General features: G+C 66.0%; 18 protein-coding genes and 1 pseudogene. 9 read left to right on the plus strand and 10 right to left on the minus strand.

The features are described from left to right. Positions 1–39 precede the first annotated feature (39 nt). Together ACW7G0_RS04215 and ACW7G0_RS04220 are read right to left on the minus strand one after the other, a co-directional pair. Positions 40–2,742, minus strand: a complete 2,703-nt coding sequence (locus tag ACW7G0_RS04215; protein WP_456987831.1) for a TonB-dependent receptor domain-containing protein — start codon at positions 2,740–2,742, stop codon at positions 40–42. A 146-nt stretch (positions 2,743–2,888) separates the two neighbouring features. Next, entirely contained in the window at positions 2,889–4,331 is a 1,443-nt protein-coding gene (locus tag ACW7G0_RS04220; RefSeq protein WP_456987833.1) for a hypothetical protein, read from the minus strand. A gap of 253 nt (positions 4,332–4,584) precedes the next feature. Here ACW7G0_RS04220 and ACW7G0_RS04225 point away from each other — a divergent pair, with 253 nt between their 5' ends. Continuing rightward, a complete protein-coding gene (locus ACW7G0_RS04225) occupies positions 4,585–5,433 on the plus strand; it encodes a 2OG-Fe(II) oxygenase (protein WP_456987834.1) in 849 nt (282 codons plus the stop codon). Positions 5,434–5,437: 4 nt separating this feature from the next. Here ACW7G0_RS04225 and nth read toward each other — a convergent pair whose 3' ends face one another. Genes nth through ACW7G0_RS04240 form a run of 3 tightly spaced genes read right to left on the minus strand, consistent with a single transcriptional unit; the run spans position 5,438 to position 7,371 of the window. After that, a complete protein-coding gene (gene nth / locus ACW7G0_RS04230) occupies positions 5,438–6,142 on the minus strand; it encodes an endonuclease III (protein ID WP_456987836.1) in 705 nt (234 codons plus the stop codon). Continuing rightward, positions 6,139–6,519: a hypothetical protein gene (locus tag ACW7G0_RS04235; protein ID WP_456987838.1), complete on the minus strand. Its 381-nt coding sequence runs from the start codon at positions 6,517–6,519 to the stop codon at positions 6,139–6,141. The genes nth and ACW7G0_RS04235 overlap by 4 nt, the downstream gene beginning before the upstream one ends. Positions 6,520–6,573: 54 nt before the next feature. Then, a complete protein-coding gene (locus tag ACW7G0_RS04240) occupies positions 6,574–7,371 on the minus strand; it encodes an enoyl-CoA hydratase/isomerase family protein (RefSeq protein WP_456987840.1) in 798 nt (265 codons plus the stop codon). A gap of 198 nt (positions 7,372–7,569) precedes the next feature. Between ACW7G0_RS04240 and ACW7G0_RS04245 the strand changes: the two genes are divergently transcribed. The 3 genes and pseudogenes from ACW7G0_RS04245 to ACW7G0_RS04255 all read left to right on the plus strand — a co-directional run bounded on the left by ACW7G0_RS04245 (position 7,570) and on the right by ACW7G0_RS04255 (position 10,066). Next, positions 7,570–8,277, plus strand: coding sequence for an FKBP-type peptidyl-prolyl cis-trans isomerase N-terminal domain-containing protein (locus ACW7G0_RS04245; RefSeq protein WP_456987841.1), 708 nt, complete (start codon positions 7,570–7,572; stop codon positions 8,275–8,277). 93 nt (positions 8,278–8,370) lie between these two features. Beyond that, positions 8,371–9,188: pseudogene (locus ACW7G0_RS04250) on the plus strand (NUDIX hydrolase). After that, complete coding sequence (locus ACW7G0_RS04255; RefSeq protein ID WP_456987842.1) at positions 9,185–10,066, plus strand: sulfurtransferase; 882 nt, start codon at positions 9,185–9,187, stop codon at positions 10,064–10,066. The pseudogene ACW7G0_RS04250 and the gene ACW7G0_RS04255 overlap by 4 nt, the downstream one beginning before the upstream one ends. Before the next feature lie 194 nt (positions 10,067–10,260). Here ACW7G0_RS04255 and ACW7G0_RS04260 read toward each other — a convergent pair whose 3' ends face one another. Continuing rightward, positions 10,261–11,040, minus strand: a complete 780-nt coding sequence (locus ACW7G0_RS04260; RefSeq protein WP_456987843.1) for an enoyl-CoA hydratase/isomerase family protein — start codon at positions 11,038–11,040, stop codon at positions 10,261–10,263. Further along, complete coding sequence (locus ACW7G0_RS04265; protein ID WP_456987844.1) at positions 11,037–12,596, minus strand: DUF4139 domain-containing protein; 1,560 nt, start codon at positions 12,594–12,596, stop codon at positions 11,037–11,039. Before ACW7G0_RS04265 ends, ACW7G0_RS04260 begins: the two co-directional genes overlap by 4 nt. Positions 12,597–12,634: 38 nt before the next feature. On the opposite strand from ACW7G0_RS04265, the gene ACW7G0_RS04270 reads away from it, so the two are divergent. Beyond that, the gene (locus tag ACW7G0_RS04270; protein ID WP_456987846.1) at positions 12,635–13,078 is read left to right on the plus strand and encodes a copper chaperone PCu(A)C; all 444 of its coding nucleotides are present in this window, start codon (positions 12,635–12,637) and stop codon (positions 13,076–13,078) included. A 56-nt stretch (positions 13,079–13,134) separates the two neighbouring features. Here ACW7G0_RS04270 and ACW7G0_RS04275 read toward each other — a convergent pair whose 3' ends face one another. Continuing rightward, positions 13,135–13,512 carry an acyl-CoA thioesterase gene (locus ACW7G0_RS04275; RefSeq protein ID WP_456989447.1) on the minus strand — a complete coding sequence of 126 codons (378 nt, stop codon included), beginning with the start codon at positions 13,510–13,512 and terminating at the stop codon, positions 13,135–13,137. Between the two features lie 278 nt (positions 13,513–13,790). After that, positions 13,791–16,721 (minus strand): excinuclease ABC subunit UvrA, encoded by a 2,931-nt coding sequence (gene uvrA / locus ACW7G0_RS04280; RefSeq protein WP_456987848.1) that lies wholly within the window; start codon positions 16,719–16,721, stop codon positions 13,791–13,793. Positions 16,722–16,966: 245 nt separating this feature from the next. On the opposite strand from uvrA, the gene rplU reads away from it, so the two are divergent. From rplU to cgtA, 3 genes are all read left to right on the plus strand, one after another. Next, on the plus strand, positions 16,967–17,290 hold the full coding sequence (rplU, locus tag ACW7G0_RS04285) for a 50S ribosomal protein L21 (RefSeq protein WP_456987849.1): 324 nt from the start codon (positions 16,967–16,969) through the stop codon (positions 17,288–17,290). Between the two features lie 12 nt (positions 17,291–17,302). After that, entirely contained in the window at positions 17,303–17,560 is a 258-nt protein-coding gene (gene rpmA, locus ACW7G0_RS04290) for a 50S ribosomal protein L27 (RefSeq protein ID WP_456961848.1), read from the plus strand. A gap of 162 nt (positions 17,561–17,722) precedes the next feature. Beyond that, positions 17,723–18,814, plus strand: coding sequence for an Obg family GTPase CgtA (gene cgtA / locus ACW7G0_RS04295; protein WP_456987850.1), 1,092 nt, complete (start codon positions 17,723–17,725; stop codon positions 18,812–18,814). A 127-nt stretch (positions 18,815–18,941) separates the two neighbouring features. On the opposite strand, the gene rpsT is transcribed toward cgtA, so the two are convergent. Continuing rightward, on the minus strand, positions 18,942–19,214 hold the full coding sequence (rpsT, locus tag ACW7G0_RS04300) for a 30S ribosomal protein S20 (RefSeq protein WP_456961846.1): 273 nt from the start codon (positions 19,212–19,214) through the stop codon (positions 18,942–18,944). Positions 19,215–19,333: 119 nt separating this feature from the next. On the opposite strand from rpsT, the gene murJ reads away from it, so the two are divergent. Next, a complete protein-coding gene (murJ, locus tag ACW7G0_RS04305; protein WP_456989448.1) occupies positions 19,334–20,914 on the plus strand; it encodes a murein biosynthesis integral membrane protein MurJ in 1,581 nt (526 codons plus the stop codon). Positions 20,915–20,933 lie beyond the last annotated feature (19 nt).

Here is a 20,933-nt window from a genome sequence, read left to right on the forward strand (position 1 = left end):
CGGCCACTTCCCCAAGCGCCGGCCACGGCACGCGATGCCTCAGAACGAGGCGCTGATCTCGAACGAATAGCTGGTGCCCAGGTCGTAGCGCATCACGTCGGCGCGACCGCCACCGAACTCCTGGTACTCGCTGTATTCCTCCCCCAGCAGGTTGCGCGCCTCGAAGCCCAAGGTCATGTCGGTGTCCCAGAGCCGGAAGCCCTTCTTCAGCACCAGGTCGACCGTGGTGCCCGGCTCCTGGATGTAGTCGGGCTGGACCACCACGGTGCCGTCGGGCGAGTAGCCGTTGATGCCGCGGGCGTTGATGCGCTCGCTGGCGTAGCCGACGAGCAGCGTGGCCTGGCTACCGGTTTCCGGGTTCTCGATGCCCAGCTGCAAGTTGGCCAGATGCTCCGACTGGCCCTGCAGGCGGCTGCCATCGAGTACCAGCTCGGAGGCGGCCTGCGGGCGGCCGTTGCCGGCAAGGGTGTAGGCGACGTCGCCGTCCTCGACCTGCACTTCCGAATCCGACCAGGTGTAGTTGGTGCCGAGGAACAGGCGGCTGTCACCGGCCCAGTCGAACGGGCTGCCGAAGTACTTGCGGAAGTCCAGCTCCAGGCCGTACACCAGCGCCGATGGGGCGTTGATGAAGCTCTGCTGCCAGCTCGATCCCGAGCGGCCGTTGAGCACCATCTCGACCGGATTCTCGATGTCCTTGTAGAACAGGCCGGCGCTGAAATACTCGCCCTGGTCGAAGTACCACTCGTAGCGCAGGTCGAGGTTGAGCAGCTCGCTGTCGACCAGGAACGGGTTGCCGATGACGAGACGGTCGCTGTCGAGGTCGAGGTACTGCTGCGGCGCCAGTTCGCGGAACTGCGGGCGGGCGATGGTCTGCGACGCGCCGAACCGCAATTGCTGGTTTTCGGCGAAGTTCCAGGTCAGTGCGAATGCCGGCAGGAAGTAGTCGTTTTCCAGTGGCGCCGCGGTCGGCAGTGGCTGGCCTTCGTTGAACAGGTCGATTGGCCGCACCTGCTGGGTCGCGTCCTCGTAGCGCACGCCGACGGTGGCGCGCACGGTGCCGGTCAGCTGCGACTCGGCCTCGATGTACACCGCGCTGGTTTCAAGCGAGGCGTCATACGCGGCCGCGCCGGTGCCACCGGTGGTCTCACGCAGGGTCAGGTAGCCCTGGCTGATGTTGTAGTCCGACAGCAGGTAGTCGGGCCGCTGGTAGCGCTCGTAGAACGGCAGGTTGCCGAGCGACAGCAAGCGAAACTCGCGCGAGACCGCATCACGCTCGGTTTCGGACCAGGCGCCGCCGAAGTTCACGGTGATATCGCGCTCGGTCGGCAGGCGCCAGCTGACGTCCACGCCGGCGTTGTCGACGCGCTCGTTGACCTGGCTGAAGCGGGTGTAGTTCTGCGCCTGCGAGGCGTCGTGTTGCCAGAAGCCGTCGGCGTCCTCGCGGTAGCGGAAACCCTTCTCGTACGGCGCGTCGCGGCTGGCGCGCGAGTGGCTGGCGCGCCAGTCGATCTCCAGGTCGCGGTATTCGCCGAACGCGTGCTCGCCGGTCAGCTGGGTGTTGATCATCTCGCGCTCGAACCAGTGGGTGGTGTCGTCGCGCACGTTGTCGCCGGTCAGCAGGCTGTAGCCCTCGCTGCTGCGGGTCTCCTTGTCGGTGTCGTGGACGTACATCGTCATCAGGCCGACCCGGTGGCCGTCCCAGTCGACCGCGGCGCCGAGCAGTCCGTTGATGGTGGCGTTGTTGGTGGTCGACATGAACTCGTAGTCGCTCTGCACCGCCATCGCGCCGTTCTCGACCGCGCCGTCCTGCTGCACGCCGAGCTGGGTGCGCCAGCTGTTCTTCATTGCCGCGGTGGCGACCAGGCCGAGCCGCACGTCGTCGCCGACGTCATAGGCGTTGCCCATGCTGATCTCGGCGTTGAAATCCGGGTCGATGCTGTCGGTCGCCTGCAGCAGGTTGAGCGGGGCGTTGGTGAAGCTGCGCGCGATCTTCTTGACCTCGTCGCTGCTGAAGTCGCGCCCCGGGGTGATGCGGTTGCCGGTGGCAATCGCGTCCTTCAGCTCGGCGGTCATCTTGCGGGTGCCGTCATCGAAGCCGAAGTAGTCGGAGTCGCCGCCGCCGTAATGGGTCAGGCCGGCCTGGAAGGTCGTCTCGCTGTTGCCGCCGGTGCCGATCTTGAAGTCGAGAAAGGGCTCCTCGGGGATCACCGCGCTGGACAGGTTGATGGTGCCGCCGCCGAACTCGCCGGGCATGCTCGCCGAGTAGGTCTTCACCACCTCGATGGTCTGCAGTACGTTGGTCGGGAACAGGTCCAGCGGCACCACGCGCTTCAGCGGTTCGGGGCTGGGCAGCGGCGAGTTGTTGAGCAGGGCCGAGGAGTAGCGCTCGTTGAGGCCGCGCACGTAGACGTAGCGGCCATGGTTGAGGCTGATGCCCGCCACGCGCCGGAGCGCATCGGCAGCGGTGCTGTCGCCCTGGCGCTCGAGGTCTTCCTTGGAGACGTGGGTCATGACGGCTGAGCTGAGCAGCATCGGCTCCGGGATGTATTCGCCCTGGACCTGGACCGCGTCCAGTTCGGTCGCCTGCATCGGCGCGGCGGCTGCGGCGGTTGCGCTTGTGGCGGCGGGGGCGGGGGCGGACTGCGGCGGTGCGTTGGAGACCGTCTGCGCCAGCGCGATGTTGGGCGCGAGCAGGGCCGAGATGGCCAGAAACAGGCCCGTGCGGGCGGTGGTGAGCTTCATGAGTGGCAGCCTTTCAATGGGTTCGGTGCGTCCGAATAAGCCGATGCCGCGGCCCGGCCGCGGCATCGATGGGGGCCCGGGGTCGCGGACACCGACCCCGTTTCCCGTGGCGTGGCGGCCGCGGCTGCCACGCCCGTTGTCGCCGCTCAGCAGTCGTCGGCGGTCAGGCCGCAGGTCCAGCCCTGCCACCAGGTGTCATTCGCATCCTTGACCGCGCCGATGTAGTCGACGTCGACGAAGGACGCGTTGATCGCGGCCAGGCCGGCGTAGGCCGGTACCGCCGCCTCGGTGGCGCCGTTGATGAAGCCGGCGGTCAGGGTCGAGGCGCCCGTCGAGTTGTTGCTGCCGGCGTTGAAGGCGATGGCCTCGGCACCGGTGGCGCCAGCGGCGAACGGCTCTGCGCACGACAGGAAGGTCGAATCGAAGGTGCCTTCGGTGGTGGCCGACTGGAACTCGACGCAGGCCGGCGCGCCGCCGGTGATCACCGCGTTGTAGTAACCGACCAGGGTGCCCTGGTTCAGCACCACCGCGTTGTCATGCCCGGCGCCGACGAAGGTGACGTTGGCGAGGTTCGGCATCGAGCGGTATGGCAGGTCCTGCGAGCTCATCTCGTTCATGCGGTCGCCGCCACCGGCGCGCTGCACGACCAGGCCGAACTGGATGCCGCCGCGGAAGCCGGAGTCGGTGTCGAAGGTGTCGTCGTCGTTGCCGGTGCCGACCAGATACTTGCCGTTGACCGTGCCGCCGAACCACTCAAAGCCGTCATCGGAGCTGTTGTGCACCTGCACGTATTCGACCGTGGTGCCGGTGCCGAGGCCGGCCAGGGTGATGCCGTTGAGCTCGACGTCTGGCAGGACCTCGAAGCCGGAGTGCATCACGCGGACGTACTTCAGCACGCCGGTGTTGTCGGCGTCGTCGTTGCCGCCGTAGTAGCCGTTGGCGCCTTCGACCTGCGCTTCGCAGGTGGCCGTGCCCGGCTGTGCGGTGCCCGGGCAGGTGCTGATCGCGGCACGGCCGAGCAGCACGAGGCCGCCCCACTGGCCGATCGAGTCGATGTCGGTGCTGCCTTCGACGCTCTGGCGGCTGGTGAATACCACCGGCTCGGTCGCGGTGCCTTCGGCGAAGATCTGCGAGCCGCGGTTGACCATCAGGAAGTCGGCGCCGGCGGAGCCGAACACAGTCACGCCCGGCTCGAGGGTCAGCGTGCCCTTGTTCGCGCCCGGTGCCGGGTTGGCGGCGTCACCGCCCATGTCCATGCCGACATCGGTGCGGCCGTTGACCGAGTACACCACCCCGTCGATCTTCGGGACCAGCAACTCGCCGACGATGCGTGAGGGCAGCTGGCAGTTGAGCAGGCCGGCGACTTCGCCGACATCGCTGGTGCCGGTCGGGCACTCGGCCGCGGTCGGCGGCGGGGTGGTCGGCGGAGTGGTCGGGGGCGGGGTGGTCGGCGGCGGGATGGTCGGCGGCGGCGGGAACGCGCCTTCGCCCGGCGAGGCCACGTTGTCGGAACCACCACCACACGCGCTGAGCGCGAAGGCCGCGGCCAGGGTCATCAACAGGGTCTTGGAATTGCTGGAAGCAGCCATTTGCACGATCTCTCCGATCACGGGTTGGGTCAATCCACGGGAAACAGATCGGTCAACCGGCACTTTCCATTGCGACCGGGTGCTCTCCGCGTCCCGTAGCGAAGTTTCAGGAAATCTTTATAGGCCCGGTTTGTGACAGCTCGGCTTCAGTAAGCGCGGTTTCTTGAGCCAGCCGATGAAACCCTGGTCGGGTCGCCGGTATAAAATTCGCCGCCGTAAAGAAGCTGCAATCAAGCTTTGTCACACTGGCGTCATGAAACGAGAACTCGCCCCCGACACCGTCGAATGGATCCTTGGTCAGGCACGCGCGGGGCAGCCACCCGACACGCTGCTGCAACCCTTGCTGGAGGACGGCTGGGAGCAGGGCGAAGCGACCGAGGCGGTCGAGTCGGTGGTGCGCGAATGGCTCGATTCGCACGCGCGTGGGAGCGGGTTGCCGCCGTCGGTGCCGGTGCCGTCGCCGATCGAACTCAACGGGCCGTCGGCATTGCAGGTGGGCGACCACGAGGTGTGCGTCCTGGCGAGTCTGCTGCTGCCGCGGGTGATCGTGTTCGGCGGCCTGCTGGGTGACGACGAATGCGACGAGCTGGTGGAGATGTCGCGGCCGAAGCTCAAGCGCTCGACCATTCTCGATCCGGACAGTGGCGGCGACGAGGTGCATGTCGACCGCACCAGCGCTGGCACGTTCTTCCCGCGCGGCGGCAGCCCCCTGTGCAGACGGATCGAGGCACGCATCGCGGCGTTGCTCGACTGGCCACTGGAGAACGGCGAAGCGCTGCAGATCCTGCGCTACGGGCCGGGCGCGCAGTACCGGCCGCACCACGACTACTTCGACCCGGCCTGGCCGGGTTCGGCGGCATCGCTGGCGCGCGGCGGGCAGCGGGTCGGCTCGCTGGTGATGTACCTCAACACCCCGCAGCGCGGTGGCGCGACCACGTTCCCCGAGGCCAATCTCGAAGTCGCCGCGGTCAAGGGCAACGCGGTGTTCTTCAGCTACGACCGCCCGCACCCGATGACGCGCTCGCTGCATGCGGGCGCGCCGGTGGTCGAGGGTGAGAAGTGGATCGCGACCAAGTGGCTGCGCGAACGCCGCCACGATTGATGCGTCAGGTGGCCGTGGTGGCCGGGACCGGTTCGCCCGGGGTCTTGTCCCTGTAGCGGCAGATGTCGCGGATCGCGCAGTGCGGGCAGTCCGGCGTGCGCGCCTTGCAGACATAGCGGCCGTGCAGGATCAGCCAGTGGTGGGCATCGCGCAGATACTCCTCCGGGATCGCGCGCACCAGGATGTCCTCGACCGCACGCACGGTCTTTCCGGGCGCCAGGCCGGTGCGGTTGGAGACCCGGAAGATATGCGTATCGACCGCCATCGTCGGCTCCCCGAATGCCGTGTTCAGCACCACGTTGGCGGTCTTGCGGCCCACGCCGGGCAGCGCCTCCAGCGCGGCGCGGTTATGCGGAACCTCGCCGTCGTGGTGGTTCAGCAACAACTGCGCCATCGCCACCACGTTGGCGGCCTTGGTGTTGTACAGGCCGATCGTGGCGATGTACGGCTTCAACCCGTCCACGCCAAGAGCCGCGATCTGCTCCGGCGTGTTGGCGACCGCATACAACTTGCGGGTGGCCTTGTTGACGCCCACATCGGTGGCTTGCGCCGACAGCGTCACGGCCACCAGCAGTTCATAGGGTGTGGTGAATTCCAGCTCGGTGGTCGGGTGTGGATTGAGCTGTCGCAAGCGTGCGAACACCGCATCGATTTCGACCTTGGTCAGCCGTGATCGCGCCGGCCGCTTGCGGGGGGTTGGGCGGGTCAACGGCCGGCCCCGCCGGTTCCCGGGTTGCCGGCGGCTTTGGCTTTCGCCCGCGCCAGGGCAGCGGCAACCGCGACCGGAAGGGCCGGCTGAGACGGGTCCACGCCGGCGGTTCCGGCTGTCGCAGCCACATCGGCCTCTGCTGGTCGCGCCGGCGCGCTGCGTTGCGCCGCGCGCTCGGCGCGGCGACGCTCAAGACGCGCATCGCGGGCGCGGAAACGTTCGCGCGCGGCCAGGGCGCGGATGCGGTCCGCGCGCGCAGCCACGAGGCGCGTATGGCAGTCCACGCTGCAGCCGGGGCACGGCATCGCCTTGAGCAGTCCGAGCTGCAAGGCGCAGTCCACGTCGCCATCCATCAACGCAATGGCGACCGGATGCACGCTGGCCCCGCATGGGTCCTCACAGCCGCAGATGCAGGCCCCGGCCATGAGTTGTCAGCTGCCCTGGAACGCCGGTTTGCGGCGTTCCAGGAACGCGCTGGTGCCCTCGCGCATGTCGTCGGTGGAGAACATCAATCCAAATTGCGCAGTCTCGTACTCCAAACCTTCTTCAATCCCGCACTCGCCGCCGACATTGATGCAGTCGATCACCCCACGCAGTGCCAGCGGCGCCGACGCGGCCAGCTGTGCGGCCAGCTTCATTGTTTCGGCCAGCAAGTCGGCGGCGGCCACAGTGCGATTGACGATGCCCAGTTCACGCGCCCGCGTCGCGTCGATCGGCGCGCCCACCAGGCACAACTCCATGGTCGCGGCCCGGCCGGCCAGCCGCAGCAGTCGCTGGGTGCCGCCGAAGCCGGGAATGAGGCCAAGATTGACCTCGGGTTGACCGACCTTGGCGGTATCGGCGGCGATGCGCAGGTGGCAGCACATCGCCAGTTCCAGGCCGCCGCCAAGCGCAAAGCCATTGATCATCGCGATCACCGGCTTCGGCATTTTCTCCACCCGTCGCATCAGTCGTTGTCCCCGCAGCGAGAAGTCACGGCCCTGGACCGCCGTCAGGCCGTTCATCTCGGCAATATCGGCGCCGGCGACGAACGCCTTGCCGCCAGCGCCGGTCAGCACCACGCAGCGCACGCCGGCATCGTCTGCGGCCGCGTCAAACGCCAAGTGCAGTGCGTCCAGCGTCGCCGCGTTCAACGCATTCAGTTTGTCCGGGCGATTGACGGTGATGATGCGAACCGCGTCGTGGTCGGCGGTGGTGACAATGGAATCGGGCGGAGGAGCATTTGACATGAACGGCGTTTTCCGGTGAAGGGTCGTTTACAGTGGCCAATGGAACTTGCAAACCCAGCGTGCGGTCTGATTTGTTCGTCAGTGGCGGTTAAGCGCTGGCGTCGTTATCCTAGCGCGTCCTATCGGGGCTGTTGACCGATACGGGCATCCTATCGGGGCGGTGTCGCCGCTTCGCGCCATCACCGGAGGTTTTACCGAATGAAGTTGCGTTTGATTGCGGTCGCCGTAGCGGCCCTGACCCTGACCGCGGGCCAAGCCTTCGCGCAGGACATCTCATCCGAGAAAGGTAAGTTGAGCTACGCGTTGGGTTATGACGCGGGCAATGATTTTGCCCAACTCGCAGCGTCGGGGGAGCAACTGGACTCTGCGTCCGTGGCCAAGGGCCTGCAGGACGCCATGGCAAAGACCCAGCCGGCCGTTCCCGCCGACCAGTTGCGCCCGGTGTTCGAGAATTTCCAGAAACGCCAGCAAGCGCGCGCGCAGCAGGCGCAGGCGGAGTGGAACAAGCTCGCCGGTGAGAACAAGACCAAGAGCGATACCTTCATCGCCCAGAACAAGGCCAAGTCCGGCGTCAAGTCCTTGGCCAGCGGCGTGCAGTACCGGGTGATCGAGAGCGGCAACGGCGCCAAGCCGACCGCCGCCAGCAGCGTGGAATTGCTGGTCGCCGGTCCATTCCCGTGGGGCGAGCGCCCCCAGGGTGAAGCCGCACAGGCCCGTGCCATGCCGGCGATGAAGCTCAGCGAAGTCGAAATGCCGGCCATGCGTGAAGTGCTGCAGCAGATGCCAGCGGGCTCCAAGTGGGAAGTCACCGTCCCGTCCGACAAGGCCTACGGTGCGGACCCACGTAGCGGGATCCCGCCGAACATGGCCGTGCAGTTCGAGATCAAGCTGGTCGGCGTCAAGTAATACACACTGGAGCAGTACGTTCAGGTGCTTCTGCAAGTCGTAGTCTCCGTCGCGCCGGCTTGCCCGGCGCGATTTTTTTATGAGTGAGCTGCCATGAATGCCCCTTTCCCCGTCATGCTCAGTCCCTGCACCGGCGTGTGTTGCCTGGACGAGCATGGCCGGTGCGAAGGCTGCTACCGCACCGGCGACGAGATCGCGCGCTGGTCGACGCTGGGCGATGACGAGCGGTTGCGGCTGATCGAGGACGTGCTGCCGTTGCGCGAAGCCGGGCAGGGATGAACCGATCGCCCCTGGTCGCCCGCCTGCCCGAGGCGTCTCGCCTGGAGCGTGCGTTGTACCCGCTGGCGGCGCCACCCACGGGTCCGTGCTGGAACCAGGAAGGGCTGTCCGACCTGTTTCCGGCTTCGGCCGTGCATGCGGATGCGGCGGTATTGGTTGGCTTGGTACCAAGACCCGACGCGACCCAGGTCATCCTGACCCTGCGCACGGATGCCTTGCGTCATCACGGTGGCGAGGTCGCCTTTCCCGGCGGACGAGTGGAGGCCGGGGACCAGGACGCCATTGCCGCGGCGATCCGGGAGACCGGTGAGGAGATCGGTGTCGGCGCCGACCAGATCGTACCGCTGGGCTTGCTGGATCCGTTGTTGACCATCACCGGCTTCCGGGTGTTGCCGGTGGTGGCGGTGATCGACCCGGTCCACGTGATCCGCCCCGACCCGGGTGAGGTTGCCGAAGTCTTCGAGGTGCCACTGGATTTTCTGCTTGATCCGGCCAACCTGGTCGATCTGAAGGTCGACTATCGAGGGCGGACCCGCCTGCTCCACGAGTATCGCTATCCAGCGCGACGGATTTGGGGCGCCACCGCGTTTATCCTGTTGAATCTACGGCAGCGGCTGGAGAACGTGAAATGAGCACGCATTCGGGTCGTGGCGGAAGCGCGCCAAGGTGGCAGGCGCTGGTTTCGGCCAAGGCGCTATCGGCGGCACTGGATCGGGACGACGTGATCGTGCTTGACGCGCGCTCGTCATTGGCCGATCCGGCCGGCTGCGAAGCGGCATACCGACAGGCGCATATCCCGGGCGCACGATTCGCCGACCTGGACCGCGACCTGTCCGACCATCGAAAATCCGGTGGCCGCCACCCATGGCCGGATGCTGCGGATTTCACCGCACGACTGGGCGCGTGGGGTGTCGAACCGACCGGTCAGGTCGTGATCTACGACGCTGGTGACGGCGCGCTGTCGGCGGCACGCGCCTGGTTCCTGCTGCGCGCGCTGGGTCACCGCGACGTGGCCGTGCTCGACGGTGGCTGGGCCGGCTGGATCGCGCTGGGACTGCCGACCGAGTCCGGCCTGCCCGAGATACAACCGAGCCGCTACGTCGCGCAGTTCGACCGCAATCGCCTGCTCGACGCCCCGCAGCTGCAGGCGCATCTGGCCAAGGGCGGCATGCTGCTTGACGCGCGCGCGCCAGAGCGCTTTCGCGGCGAGGTGGAGCCGATCGACAAGGTCGCCGGCCATGTGCCCGGAGCGATCAATCGCCCCTACAGTGCAAACCTGCGTGATGGTCGCTTCAAGCCGGCCGCGGAACTGGCAACCGAGTTCGCCGGCTTGCTGGGCGACAGGACGCCGCAGGACGTGGTGGCGATGTGCGGCTCCGGCGTCACCGCCTGCCACCACCTGCTCGCGATGGAACTCGCTGGCCTTCCCGGTGCACGGTTGTTCACCGGTTCGTGGAGTGGCTGGATCGAGGATCCCAGGCGCCCGATTGCCCAGGGTGAAGCCCGCTAGGAGAGGCCCGGACGACTCGTCATCTCCGAAAACCCCGGACCCCGAAAACCCCGGACAACTCGTCATCCCCGCGAAGGCGGGGATCCATGGACTTTGATCGTTCGGCACGTAACGCCCATAGATGACCAGCCCATTGGGCTGTTGTGGAGCGCTTCCCGCCTTCGCGGGAATGACAGGAGTAGTTCTTCCCTGGGTTACTTTTTGAGCTTGGCGACCATGGCGTGCAATGCCGCCTGGGTGCCGGGCTCCATCCATGCGTTGACGAAGCGCTCCAGCTCGATGTGTTCGGGCTGCAGCGCTTCGATCACTGCGGCGCGTGCGATCTGGCGGGTGTGTCGCATCGCTTCGGGCGGCAGCACCAGCAGGGTCTGCAACCATTCGCGGGCACGTCGGCTGACGGCATCGGGATCGTTGACCGGGTCCATTGCGACCAGCTCGTCTACCAGCCCGATCTGCAGCGCGCGCGCCGCGTCGACCATCTCGCCGGCGACCAGCATCCGCTCGGCGCGGTGTGGGCCGACCACGCGTCGCAGCAATCGCTGGACACCTTCCGGGGCGATCAGGCCGACCTGGGTCTCGTTGAGGCCGATGCGGTAATCGCCGGCGGCCATGACCCGGTAATCGCAGCACAGTGCGTATACGCAGCCACCGGCAGGCGCATGGCCGGAGATCGCCGCCACCACCGGTATCGGGCACGAGGCCAGTGCCCGGGCGACGCCGAAGAACGCCTGCCACGCATCGGTCAATGCGCCCCGGTCATCGCCCAGCGTGAGCAGGTAGGGCACGTCCAGGCCGGCCGAGAATATCTTCGGCTGGCCGGACAGAACGATGCCGTGGATATCCACAGCGGTGACGGCGGCATTCAGCTCGTGCAGCAGTTCGCGGCACAGGCCCGGCTCCAGCGCATTGACCGGCGGCCGGGCGAGCTTCAACTCGATGATGTTGCCGTGTTCGACGCGCTCGATGAGGGTCAAGGGTTGTCCCCGGCGCGCCATCGATAGCGGACGGTATAGGTCAATCGGCTCTCGCCACCGGCCGCAACCGGTACCTGGAACTCGACGTGGTTGGCGTCTTTTTTGGTCGCGGGTACGCTGCTGGCAACAATCTCCCAATCGCTCCACCGCGGCAGTTGTTCCACCACCTCGATGGTCGCATCGGACTTCTTGGCGTTGCCCAGGACAATGGCGAACGACTCGGTGATCGTGCGGCCGGCCCGGTCCAGCTCGAAATCCGTGGCCTCCCGCTTGGCCGTCAGGTCGAACACCTTGCCGACTTCCAGCCGGATGTCGGCCCCGGCGGGCGTGTGTTGCAGCATCGACTCGCCAAGAAAATCAGCGCCATCGAATACCCGGATCCGCCCGGCGGGCAGGGGCTGGCCCAACCCGGCCGCCTCGGTGTTGTCCACCGATACTGTCGCGTTGACCGGCAGCGTGCCGGTCTGGCCGTGGCGATCGGGTTGGATCAACGGTGTTGGTGGCTGCCATTGCTGTCCACCGGCATCGACCACGTAAGCGCGCTCGCACGCGATCGCGGCGCGGTGGGCGAACAACGGGAAGCGCTCGGTTCCGCCGTCGCTCAGGCTGACGGTATCGGGCAGTTGGTAGGCGTGGTACTCGCCCGATGTCCGCTGCTCAGGCATCGGTGCCGCAGCGACGAGGGCCATGGTGTCCTCAGCGACACTGCGTCGCGCATAGTGCTGGGTCTGCAGCGGCGCCCGGTTGGGTTCCCCCGCGATCAGGGTCAGCCGGGCATCGGCGAAACCCACGCCGGCACGATTGATGACCATCGCGGCGCCATCCAGCGCCAGCTTGCAGCCCGGGGCGTCGGCAGGGTCCAGCGTCGCCACGTATTCGGCGCGCCATGCCATCCCGCCCATCGGATAGCTGAGCAGGAAGTCGGCGTCGCCGGCGTTCTGCGCCCGCACCGTCCATCGAAGTTCCGCCTGTTGTGGAAACAGGCGGGTGCCGTCGAGCACGCTGAAGTTGTCGTAGTCGCTGATGACCTTGACCCGGCCATCGCCCATTGCCAGCGTCAGTCCCGCATTGGCGGCCAGCAACACGCCCGTATCGGTCTGCTTGGCGTTGCCGGCGGTGTGTTCGACCACGATTCGGTGGCCGATCATCTGGGCGATGACATCCTGCGTGCTTTCCAGACCGGCAATGTAGCGTTGTGACGTTATCGAGACGCCGGTCGATTTGGGGCGCAACAACGCAGCCTCCACGTCCATCGACGGTGGCACGCTGGTGGCGGAGATCGAATTCAATCCTTCGGTGAGCGTGTAATGCAGCGGCCGCTCCACCAAGGCGTAGCCGGGCATGCCGGCATGGGCCTGGCCGGTCCCGGCGAGTGCGTCGTAGGCACCGCTGTAGATGCTCAGTTGGGTGATGCCGGCTTCCGCGGCGGCGGCGTCCTTGTCGGCGGGCACGACCGGTGGCGCCACCGGCAGCGCATCAGCGCCACTGGGCGCGGGATCCTGGGAGCAGGCGGCGAGCGCGCAGGCGGCGACGAGCAACGATAGGGTGCGGTGCATCGGAAACTCCGGAATCAACCTGTTGGTATCATAAGCCGATGAAGCCCCTCCGCGTCCCCCTCGCCGCTGTCCTATTGGCAACTGCGTTCAGCACGCCGCCGGTTATCGCCGCCGATTGCAGCCCGGTAGTAACCGCAGGATGGGTGCGTCTGCCACCCATTTCGATGCCGATGCTGGCCGGGTTTGGCACCATCGATAACGCTTGCGACGCGCCAGCAAAGATCGTTGCCGCCAGCAGTCCGGCGTTTGCCGATGTATCGGTGCACGAGACGCGCATCGTGGACGGCATCAGCAAGATGCGCGCGATGCCGGAGCTGGTAATTCCTGCGCATGATCATGCCAGCCTCGAGCCCGGTGGCCTGCATCTGATGCTGATGGATCCGCACGCGCCGTTGCAGGCCGACGATACGGTCGTGATCGACTTCCGACTGGAAGATGGCACCCAGGTGCGCGGCCTGTTCCAGGTAAGCAAGTCCAGGTAATCAAGTCCAGGTGATCAAGTCCAGGTTGCGCCAGCCGGGCGACAGACGTCTGGAACCTACTGGGCCTGGCAGGCCTCACGCACGCTCGAGGGCAGCGCGGCGGCCTGGCCGCTGTCGCGGTCGATCCACACCATCACCACGTTGCCGTCGCAATACAGGATCTGCGGGTCCTGGGCATCCACGATGCGATGGCCGACGGTCACGCTGGTATTGCCCAGCCGCTCGACAAACAGTTCGATCGACACCTGTGCCGGCCAGGTGATCGGGCGACGGTAGTTGAGCTGGGCGGCGGCAACTACCGGGGCGACATGGTCGTCCATGCCCTGGCCGGGCACGCCGAGCATCCACTGCAAGCGCGCTTCCTCCAGGTAGCTGAGGTACTTGGAGTTGTTGACGTGGTTGAACGCATCCAGGTCGCGCCAGCGCACCGGCATCGGTACCTGGATCAGTCCGCGCGGGGAGGGTGCGGCGCTGGTTTCGATTGTGCTCGTCGCTGCCGGTTTCGGCTCGGCACGGGGCTTTTTCGCCGCCGGCTTGGCGGGCTTTTTTGAGGTCGCGGTTTTCGCCGGTTCGCGTTTGCCCGATGCCGGTTTTACCGCTGCTTCTGAAGCGGGCTTTGTTGCAGCCGATTTCGCCGCAGCTTTGCGCGGCTTGGCCGGCTGCTCAACCTTGCCCGGCTTTCCGGGGGTGCTTCTGGATCCGTCGTTATCGCTCATGCGGCAGTCTTCTTCCTGCGGGTCTTGGGCCCGGTCGAGGTGACCTTGGGCAGAGTGCCGGCCGCCTCGTCATTCGCCCGCGATCGCTCCAGCATCGGGGCCAGGAAGCGGCCGGTGTAGGAGTGTTCCAGCGAAGCGATGTGTTCGGGCGTGCCGGTAGCCAGGATGGTACCCCCGCGATGGCCTCCCTCGGGTCCCAGGTCGATGATCCAGTCCGCGGTCTTGATCACGTCCAGGTTGTGTTCGATCACCACCACCGTATTGCCGTCATCGCGCAGGCGGTGCAACACCGCGAGCAGATGCTCGATGTCGTGGAAGTGCAGGCCGGTGGTTGGCTCGTCGAGGATGTACAGCGTCTGTCCGGTATCGCGCCGCGACAGCTCCTTGGACAGCTTGACGCGCTGCGCCTCGCCGCCCGACAACGTGGTCGCCGACTGGCCCAGCTTGATGTAGCTCAGGCCGACATCGATCAGGGTTTCCAGCTTGCGCGATATCGACGGGATCGCGTCGAACAGTTCCAGCGCGTCCTCCACCGTCATCGCCAGCACGTCGCTGATGCTGTAGCCCTTGTAGAGGATCTCCAGCGTCTCGCGGTTGTAGCGCTTGCCCTTGCACACATCGCAGGACACGTACACGTCGGGCAGGAAATGCATCTCGACCTTGATCAGCCCGTCGCCCTGGCAGGCCTCGCAGCGCCCACCGCGCACGTTGAAGCTGAAACGTCCCGGCGCGTAACCGCGTGCGCGCGACTCGGGAACCTGCGCGAACAGTTCGCGCAACGGCGTGAACAGGCCGGTATAGGTCGCCGGGTTGCTGCGCGGGGTACGGCCGATCGGCGACTGGTCGATGTCGACGACCTTGTCGAACAAGTCCATGTTCTCCACCGACCGGTAGGGCGCGACCGTGCGTGAGGCGCCGTTGAGCTGGGTGGCGGCCAGTTCGTACAGGGTGCTGTTGATCAGGGTCGACTTGCCCGAGCCGGACACCCCGGTGACACAGGTCAGCAGGCCGGCCGGGATCGCCAGGTCGACATCCTTCAGGTTGTGCCCGGTGGCGCCACGCAGGTGCAGGATCTGCTTCGGGTTCGGCTTATGCCGCTTGGCCGGGATCTCGATGCGTTTGCGGCCGCTCAGGTATTGCCCGGTCAGCGAGCGTGGCGCGGCCATGATGTCCTCGAACGAGCCCTTCGCGACCACCTCGCCGCCGTGCACCCCGGCGCCCGGGCCGATGTCGACGATGTAGTCGGCCAACCGCATCGCGTCCTCGTCGTGTTCCACCACGATCACCGTGTTGCCCAGGTCACGCAGGCGGGTGAGCGTGCCCAGCAGACGCTCGTTGTCGCGCTGGTGCAGGCCGATGGACGGCTCGTCGAGCACATACATCACCCCGACCAGACCGGCGCCGATCTGCGATGCCAGGCGGATCCGCTGCGCCTCGCCGCCGGACAGCGAATCGGCCTTGCGCTCAAGGGTCAGGTAATCCAGTCCGACATCGACCAGGAACTTCAGCCGGTCGCCGATTTCCTTGACGATCCTGACCGCGATCTCGCCGCGCCAGCCTGGCAGGTGCAGGCGCTTGAAGAAGGCCAGGGTCTCGTCGATCGGCAACACCACGATCTCGGGCAGGGCGTGGCCGTCGACGAATACATTGCGCGCCGCGCGGTTCAGCCGTTGGCCACCGCAATCGGTGCAGGCGCGCTCGCTGATGTACTTGCTCAACTCATCGCGCACCGCCGACGATTCGGTTTCCTTGTAGCGCCGTTCCAGGTTTGGGACGATGCCCTCGAAGCGATGCTTGCGCTGGTGGCGGCTGCCGGCCTGGGTCAGATAGGTGAACGAAATCGTCGCGTCGCCGCTGCCGAACAGCACCGCCTGGCGGATCTTTTCGCTCAACTGGTTCCAGGGCGTCTCGACGTCAAACTGGTAGTGCTTCGCCAGCGACTGGATCAACTGGAAGTAATACGCATTGCGGCGGTCCCAGCCGCGCACCGCGCCGGCCGACAACGCCAGCTCGGGATGTACCACCACCCGGGCTGGGTCGAAGTACTCCGCCATGCCCAGGCCATCGCAGGTCGGGCAGGCGCCGACGGGCGAGTTGAACGAGAACAGTCGTGGCTCCAGCTCCTGCAACGAGTACTCGCACACCGGGCAGCTGTACTTGGAGGAGAAAAGCAGCGGTGTGGCATCGGTGTTGTCCAGCGACATCACCTGGGCCATCCCGTCACCCAGCTTCAGCGCGGTCTCGAAGGACTCGGCCAGGCGCTGCTTCATGTCCTCGCGCGGGCGGAAGCGGTCGATCACCGCCTCGATGGTGTGCTTGCCGCGCAATGCCAACGGTGGCACCGCATCGATCTCGTGCAACTGGCCATCCACCCGGACCCGGACATAACCCTGCGCGCGCAGCTGATCAAACACCTGGGCATGTTCGCCCTTGCGCTCGCGGATCACCGGCGCCAGCAGCATGTAGCGTTGTTCGGCAGTGGCGGGATCCGCACCCAGCGCTATTACCTGGTCGACCATCTGGCTGACGGTCTGCGCGGCCAGCGGGTAGCCGTGGTCGGGGCATCGCGGCGTGCCCACGCGCGCATACAGCAGCCTCAGGTAGTCGTAGATCTCGGTGATCGTGCCAACCGTGGAACGCGGGTTGTGCGAGGTCGATTTCTGCTCGATCGAAATCGCCGGACTCAAGCCCTCGATCAGGTCGACATCGGGCTTTTCCATGATCGACAGGAACTGCCGCGCATAGGCGGACAACGATTCGACATAGCGACGCTGGCCCTCCGCATAGATGGTGTCGAACGCGAGCGAGGACTTGCCCGAGCCGGACAGGCCGGTGATCACGATCAGCTTGTCGCGCGGCAAATCGAGATCGACATTCTTGAGGTTGTGCGTCCGCGCACCGCGGATGCTGATGAATTCCATCGCCATCGAAAGACCTGCAAAATGGGGGAAGGCCGTCGGCGCAGCCGGCGAACCGGTAAGCGTAGCCAGTGCTTGAAATGGGGGCAAATCGTGGAAACCGAAGAACCACGGTGGATTTGTGCCTGTCCGGTTCATCCAGCAGGTCAGTGACGGTACGGGTTGCCGCAACCCCCTGAAGGGCCTACAATTCCGCTTCTGTCTGCCCTCGACGGCATGGCAAGGACCAAAAATAACTACAGAGGAAACTGGTCATGTACGCAGTAGTAGTCACCGGCGGTAAGCAATACCGCGTCATGCAGGGCGAGACCCTGCGCGTGGAACTGCTCGAAGCCGAAGCCGGCAGCGAGATCAAGCTCGACAACATCCTGATGCTGGGCGATGGCGAGGGCGAAACCACGCTCGGCGATGCGCTCAAGGGTGCCATCGTCAGCGCCAAGGTCATCGGCCACGGCCGTGCGGACAAGATCCGCATCGTCAAGTTCCGTCGCCGCAAGCACCACCGCAAGCAGATGGGTCACCGTCAGCATTACACCGAAATCGAGATCACCGGCATTGCCGGTGGCGACAAGAAGTAAGGAGCAGCAGCCATGGCACATAAAAAGTCCGGAGGCTCGACCCGCAACGGCCGCGACTCCAACCCGAAATACCTCGGCGTCAAGATCTATGGTGGCCAGGCGATCGATGCCGGCAACATCATCATTCGCCAGCGCGGCACCCAGTTCCATCCGGGTCCGGGCGTCGGCCTGGGCCGCGACCACACGCTGTTTGCGCTGGTCGATGGCAAGGTTGATTTCTCGGTGAAGGGGCTGAAGAAGCGCCGCACCGTGAGCGTCATCTCGGCGTGACCCACGCCGGTCAGGCCACGGCTTGACCTGGTGACGAGTCACCCGTGAAAGGCCCCGCTGCGGCGGGGCTTTTCGTTTCCGGGATATCTTGTTGTCCCGGGCACCGTGGTATCCGATGCCCACCGTGCAATCGCATCATCCAGATATTTACCGAGGTCTTGCATGAAACTCGTCGATGAAGCCGAAATCCAGGTCTCAGCAGGCAACGGCGGCAACGGCTGCGTTGGTTTCCGCCGTGAGAAGTACATCCCGCTCGGCGGCCCCGATGGTGGCGACGGCGGTGCCGGCGGCAGTGTCTGGGTCGTTGCCGACGAGAACCTCAACACCCTGGTCGATTTTCGCCACCAGCGTCAGTTCCGCGCCGAACGCGGTGAGGACGGCCGGGGCCGGCAAATGTATGGCAAGGGCGGCGGGGATCTGGTTATCACCGTCCCGGTCGGGACCGTGGTGATGAACGTGGAGACCGACGAGTCCATCGGCGACCTGGTCAGCCACGGCGATCGCCTGCTGGTCGCCAAGGGCGGGCAGGGTGGCTTGGGCAACATGCATTTCAAGAGTTCGGTCAATCGCGCCCCGCGCAAGGCGCTGCCTGGGCTACCGGGCGAGGAGCGGGTGCTCAAGCTGGAGTTGAAGCTGCTGGCCGATGTCGGTCTGCTGGGCTTCCCCAACGCGGGCAAGAGCACCTTGATCCGAGCCGTCTCGGCGGCGACGCCCAAGGTCGCCGATTACCCGTTCACCACCCTGTATCCCAACCTTGGCGTGGTCAGCGTGGAGCAGTACCGCAGCTTCGTGATCGCCGACATCCCCGGCCTGATCGAGGGCGCCGCCGATGGTGCCGGCCTGGGCGCCCAGTTCCTGCGCCACCTGCAGCGCACCAGCCTGTTACTGCACCTTGTCGACGTTGCGCCAATGGAAGGCGGGGTGGAGATCAGTCCCGCCGAACAGGTGCGCGCGATCGAGCGCGAGCTCGAAAAGCACGACCCGCAGCTGCTGGCCAAGCCGCGCTGGCTGGTGTTCAACAAGTCCGACCTGCTGCTGGAAGAGGAGCGTGAGGCTACGGTAAAGGCGATTGTCGACGAGCTGGATTGGAAGGGCCGCTGGTTCCTGGCATCGGCCATTGGCCGCGAAGGCACCTGGCCGATCATGCTCGACATCATGGCGTTCTTCGACCGCCAGAAAGCCGATGCGCTGGAGGCAGCCGCTGAAGCTGAAGCCGTGGCGGAAGCCAATGTCAACAATGATGCCGTCGGTTGAAGCCCCGGGCTTTCGTGGAAACGACCTGCGCGTCTGCCTGCTCGCCGTATTTCGATCGCCCATGAAAAAACCCGGCCTGGGCCGGGTTTCTTCATGCGGCTTGATTGCCCCGGAAGGGCAACCCGACTCAGGCAGCGGTCTTGATCGCCTTGATGCGGGCGGTCAGGCGGCTCTTGTGACGGGCGGCCTTGTTCTTGTGGATCAGGCCACGCGAGCTGAATCGATCGAGGATCGGCTGGGCAACCTTGTAGGCGGCCTCGGCGGCAGCGGCGTCGTTCTCGCCGAGGGCCTTCAGCACCTTCTTCACGGAGGTGCGCAGCATCGAGCGCTGGCTCGCGTTGCGGGCGTTGCGCACGACGGTCTGCTTGGCGCGCTTCTTGGCGGACTTGATGTTTGCCACTGTGTATTCCTGAAAAATTGATTGCTGCGGGTAAGAGAGAATATGGTACGGCGGAAAATCAGACCTGAAAGTATGGGGGATTCAGTGGCTTGCGTCAACAAAAGGAGCCAGCATTGAACATGCCTGCGCCCGGCCGCGGCAGCCGGCAAAGCGGCATGTTGCGCTCCACCGCCGTATTCAGTGCGATGACGTTCATCTCGCGCATTGCCGGCTACCTGCGCGACTGGCTCCAGGCCAGCCTGTTCGGCGCCGGGCCGGCGGTCAGCGCGTTCGTGGTTGCCTACCGGATCCCCAACTACCTGCGCCGGATCTTCGCCGAAGGCTCGTTTGCCTCCGCTTTCGTGCCGTTGTTGTCGGAGCTGAAGCAGCAAGGCGACGGTGAGGCGCTGCAGGACTTCCTGGACCACGTTGCCGGCGCGCTGCTGGCGGTGGTAGTGGTGGTCAGCGGCCTGGGCATCCTGGCCGCGCCGTGGGTGGCCAGGTTGTTTCTCGCCTTCGCCGACCCGAGCGAATCGGAGCTGATACCACTGACCGCGCAGATGCTGCGGATCACCTTCCCGTACCTGGTGTTCATCTCGATGACCGCGCTGGCCGGCGCAGTGCTCAACAGTTTCAAGCAGTTCGGCTTGCCGGCGTTGACCCCGGTGCTGCACAACCTGGCGATGATCGGCGCGATGTTGTTTCTGGCCGGCTACCTGGACGTGCCGGAGAAGGCGCTGGCCTGGGGCGTGCTGATCGCCGGCATCCTGCAGATGCTGGTGTTGTGGCCGGCGATGGGGCGGTTGGGGCTGCGGCCACGGTTCAAGTTCAACCTGCGCCACGAGGGCGTGCGGCGGGTGATGAAGCTGATGCTGCCGACGATTTTTTCCTCGTCGGTATCCCAGGTAAACCTGCTCGTCGGTACCGTGTTCGCGTCGCTGCTGGTGCCCGCCGCCCAGTCGTGGCTGTATTACTCCGACCGGCTGACCGAGCTGCCGCTGGGTTTGTTCGGGGTTGCGATTGGCACCGTGATCCTGCCGCAGCTGTCGCGCCATCACGCCGACAAGGACACCGACGGGTATACGCGTTCGCTCGACTGGGGCCTGCGGATGGTGCTGCTGGTCGGCCTGCCTGCCGCCCTGGGCCTGGCGCTGCTGGCCGAGCCGCTGACCGCCTCGTTGTTCCGCTATGGCGCGTTCACCCCACAAGACACGCGGATGGTCAGCTACGCACTGACCGCGATGAGCATCGGCATTCCCGCCTTCATGCTCAGCAAGGTCCTGTTGCCTGCGTTCTACTCGCGCCAGGACACCCGGACGCCGATGCGCGCGGCGATCATCACCGTGATCGCCAACGTCCTGCTGACGATCGCGCTGGTGACCCCGTTGTGGTGGATGGGAGTGCCGTTCGCCCACGCCGGCATCGCCGCTGCGACCGCGATCGCCGGCATCATCAACGCCGCCTTGCTCTGGCGCTACCTGCGCCGCGACGGCGTCTATCAGGCGCAGTCGGGCTGGGGTCGCTGGTTGCTGCGCATCGGCCTGGGGCTGGTGGCGATGGCGGTGGTCGTGGTGCTGATGCGCGAGTGGATTGGCGACTGGACCGCGATGCGCGGATTGTGGCGCTGGATCTGGCTGCTGGCCGTGATCGCCGCCGGCGCCGGTGCCTATGGCGTGGTGCTGTTGATCGCCGGGCTGCGCCCGAGGCACCTGCGGCAATAGAGAGGGTATCGCCGCGAGC

It is taken from the genome of Lysobacter sp. A286, assembly GCF_054052105.1.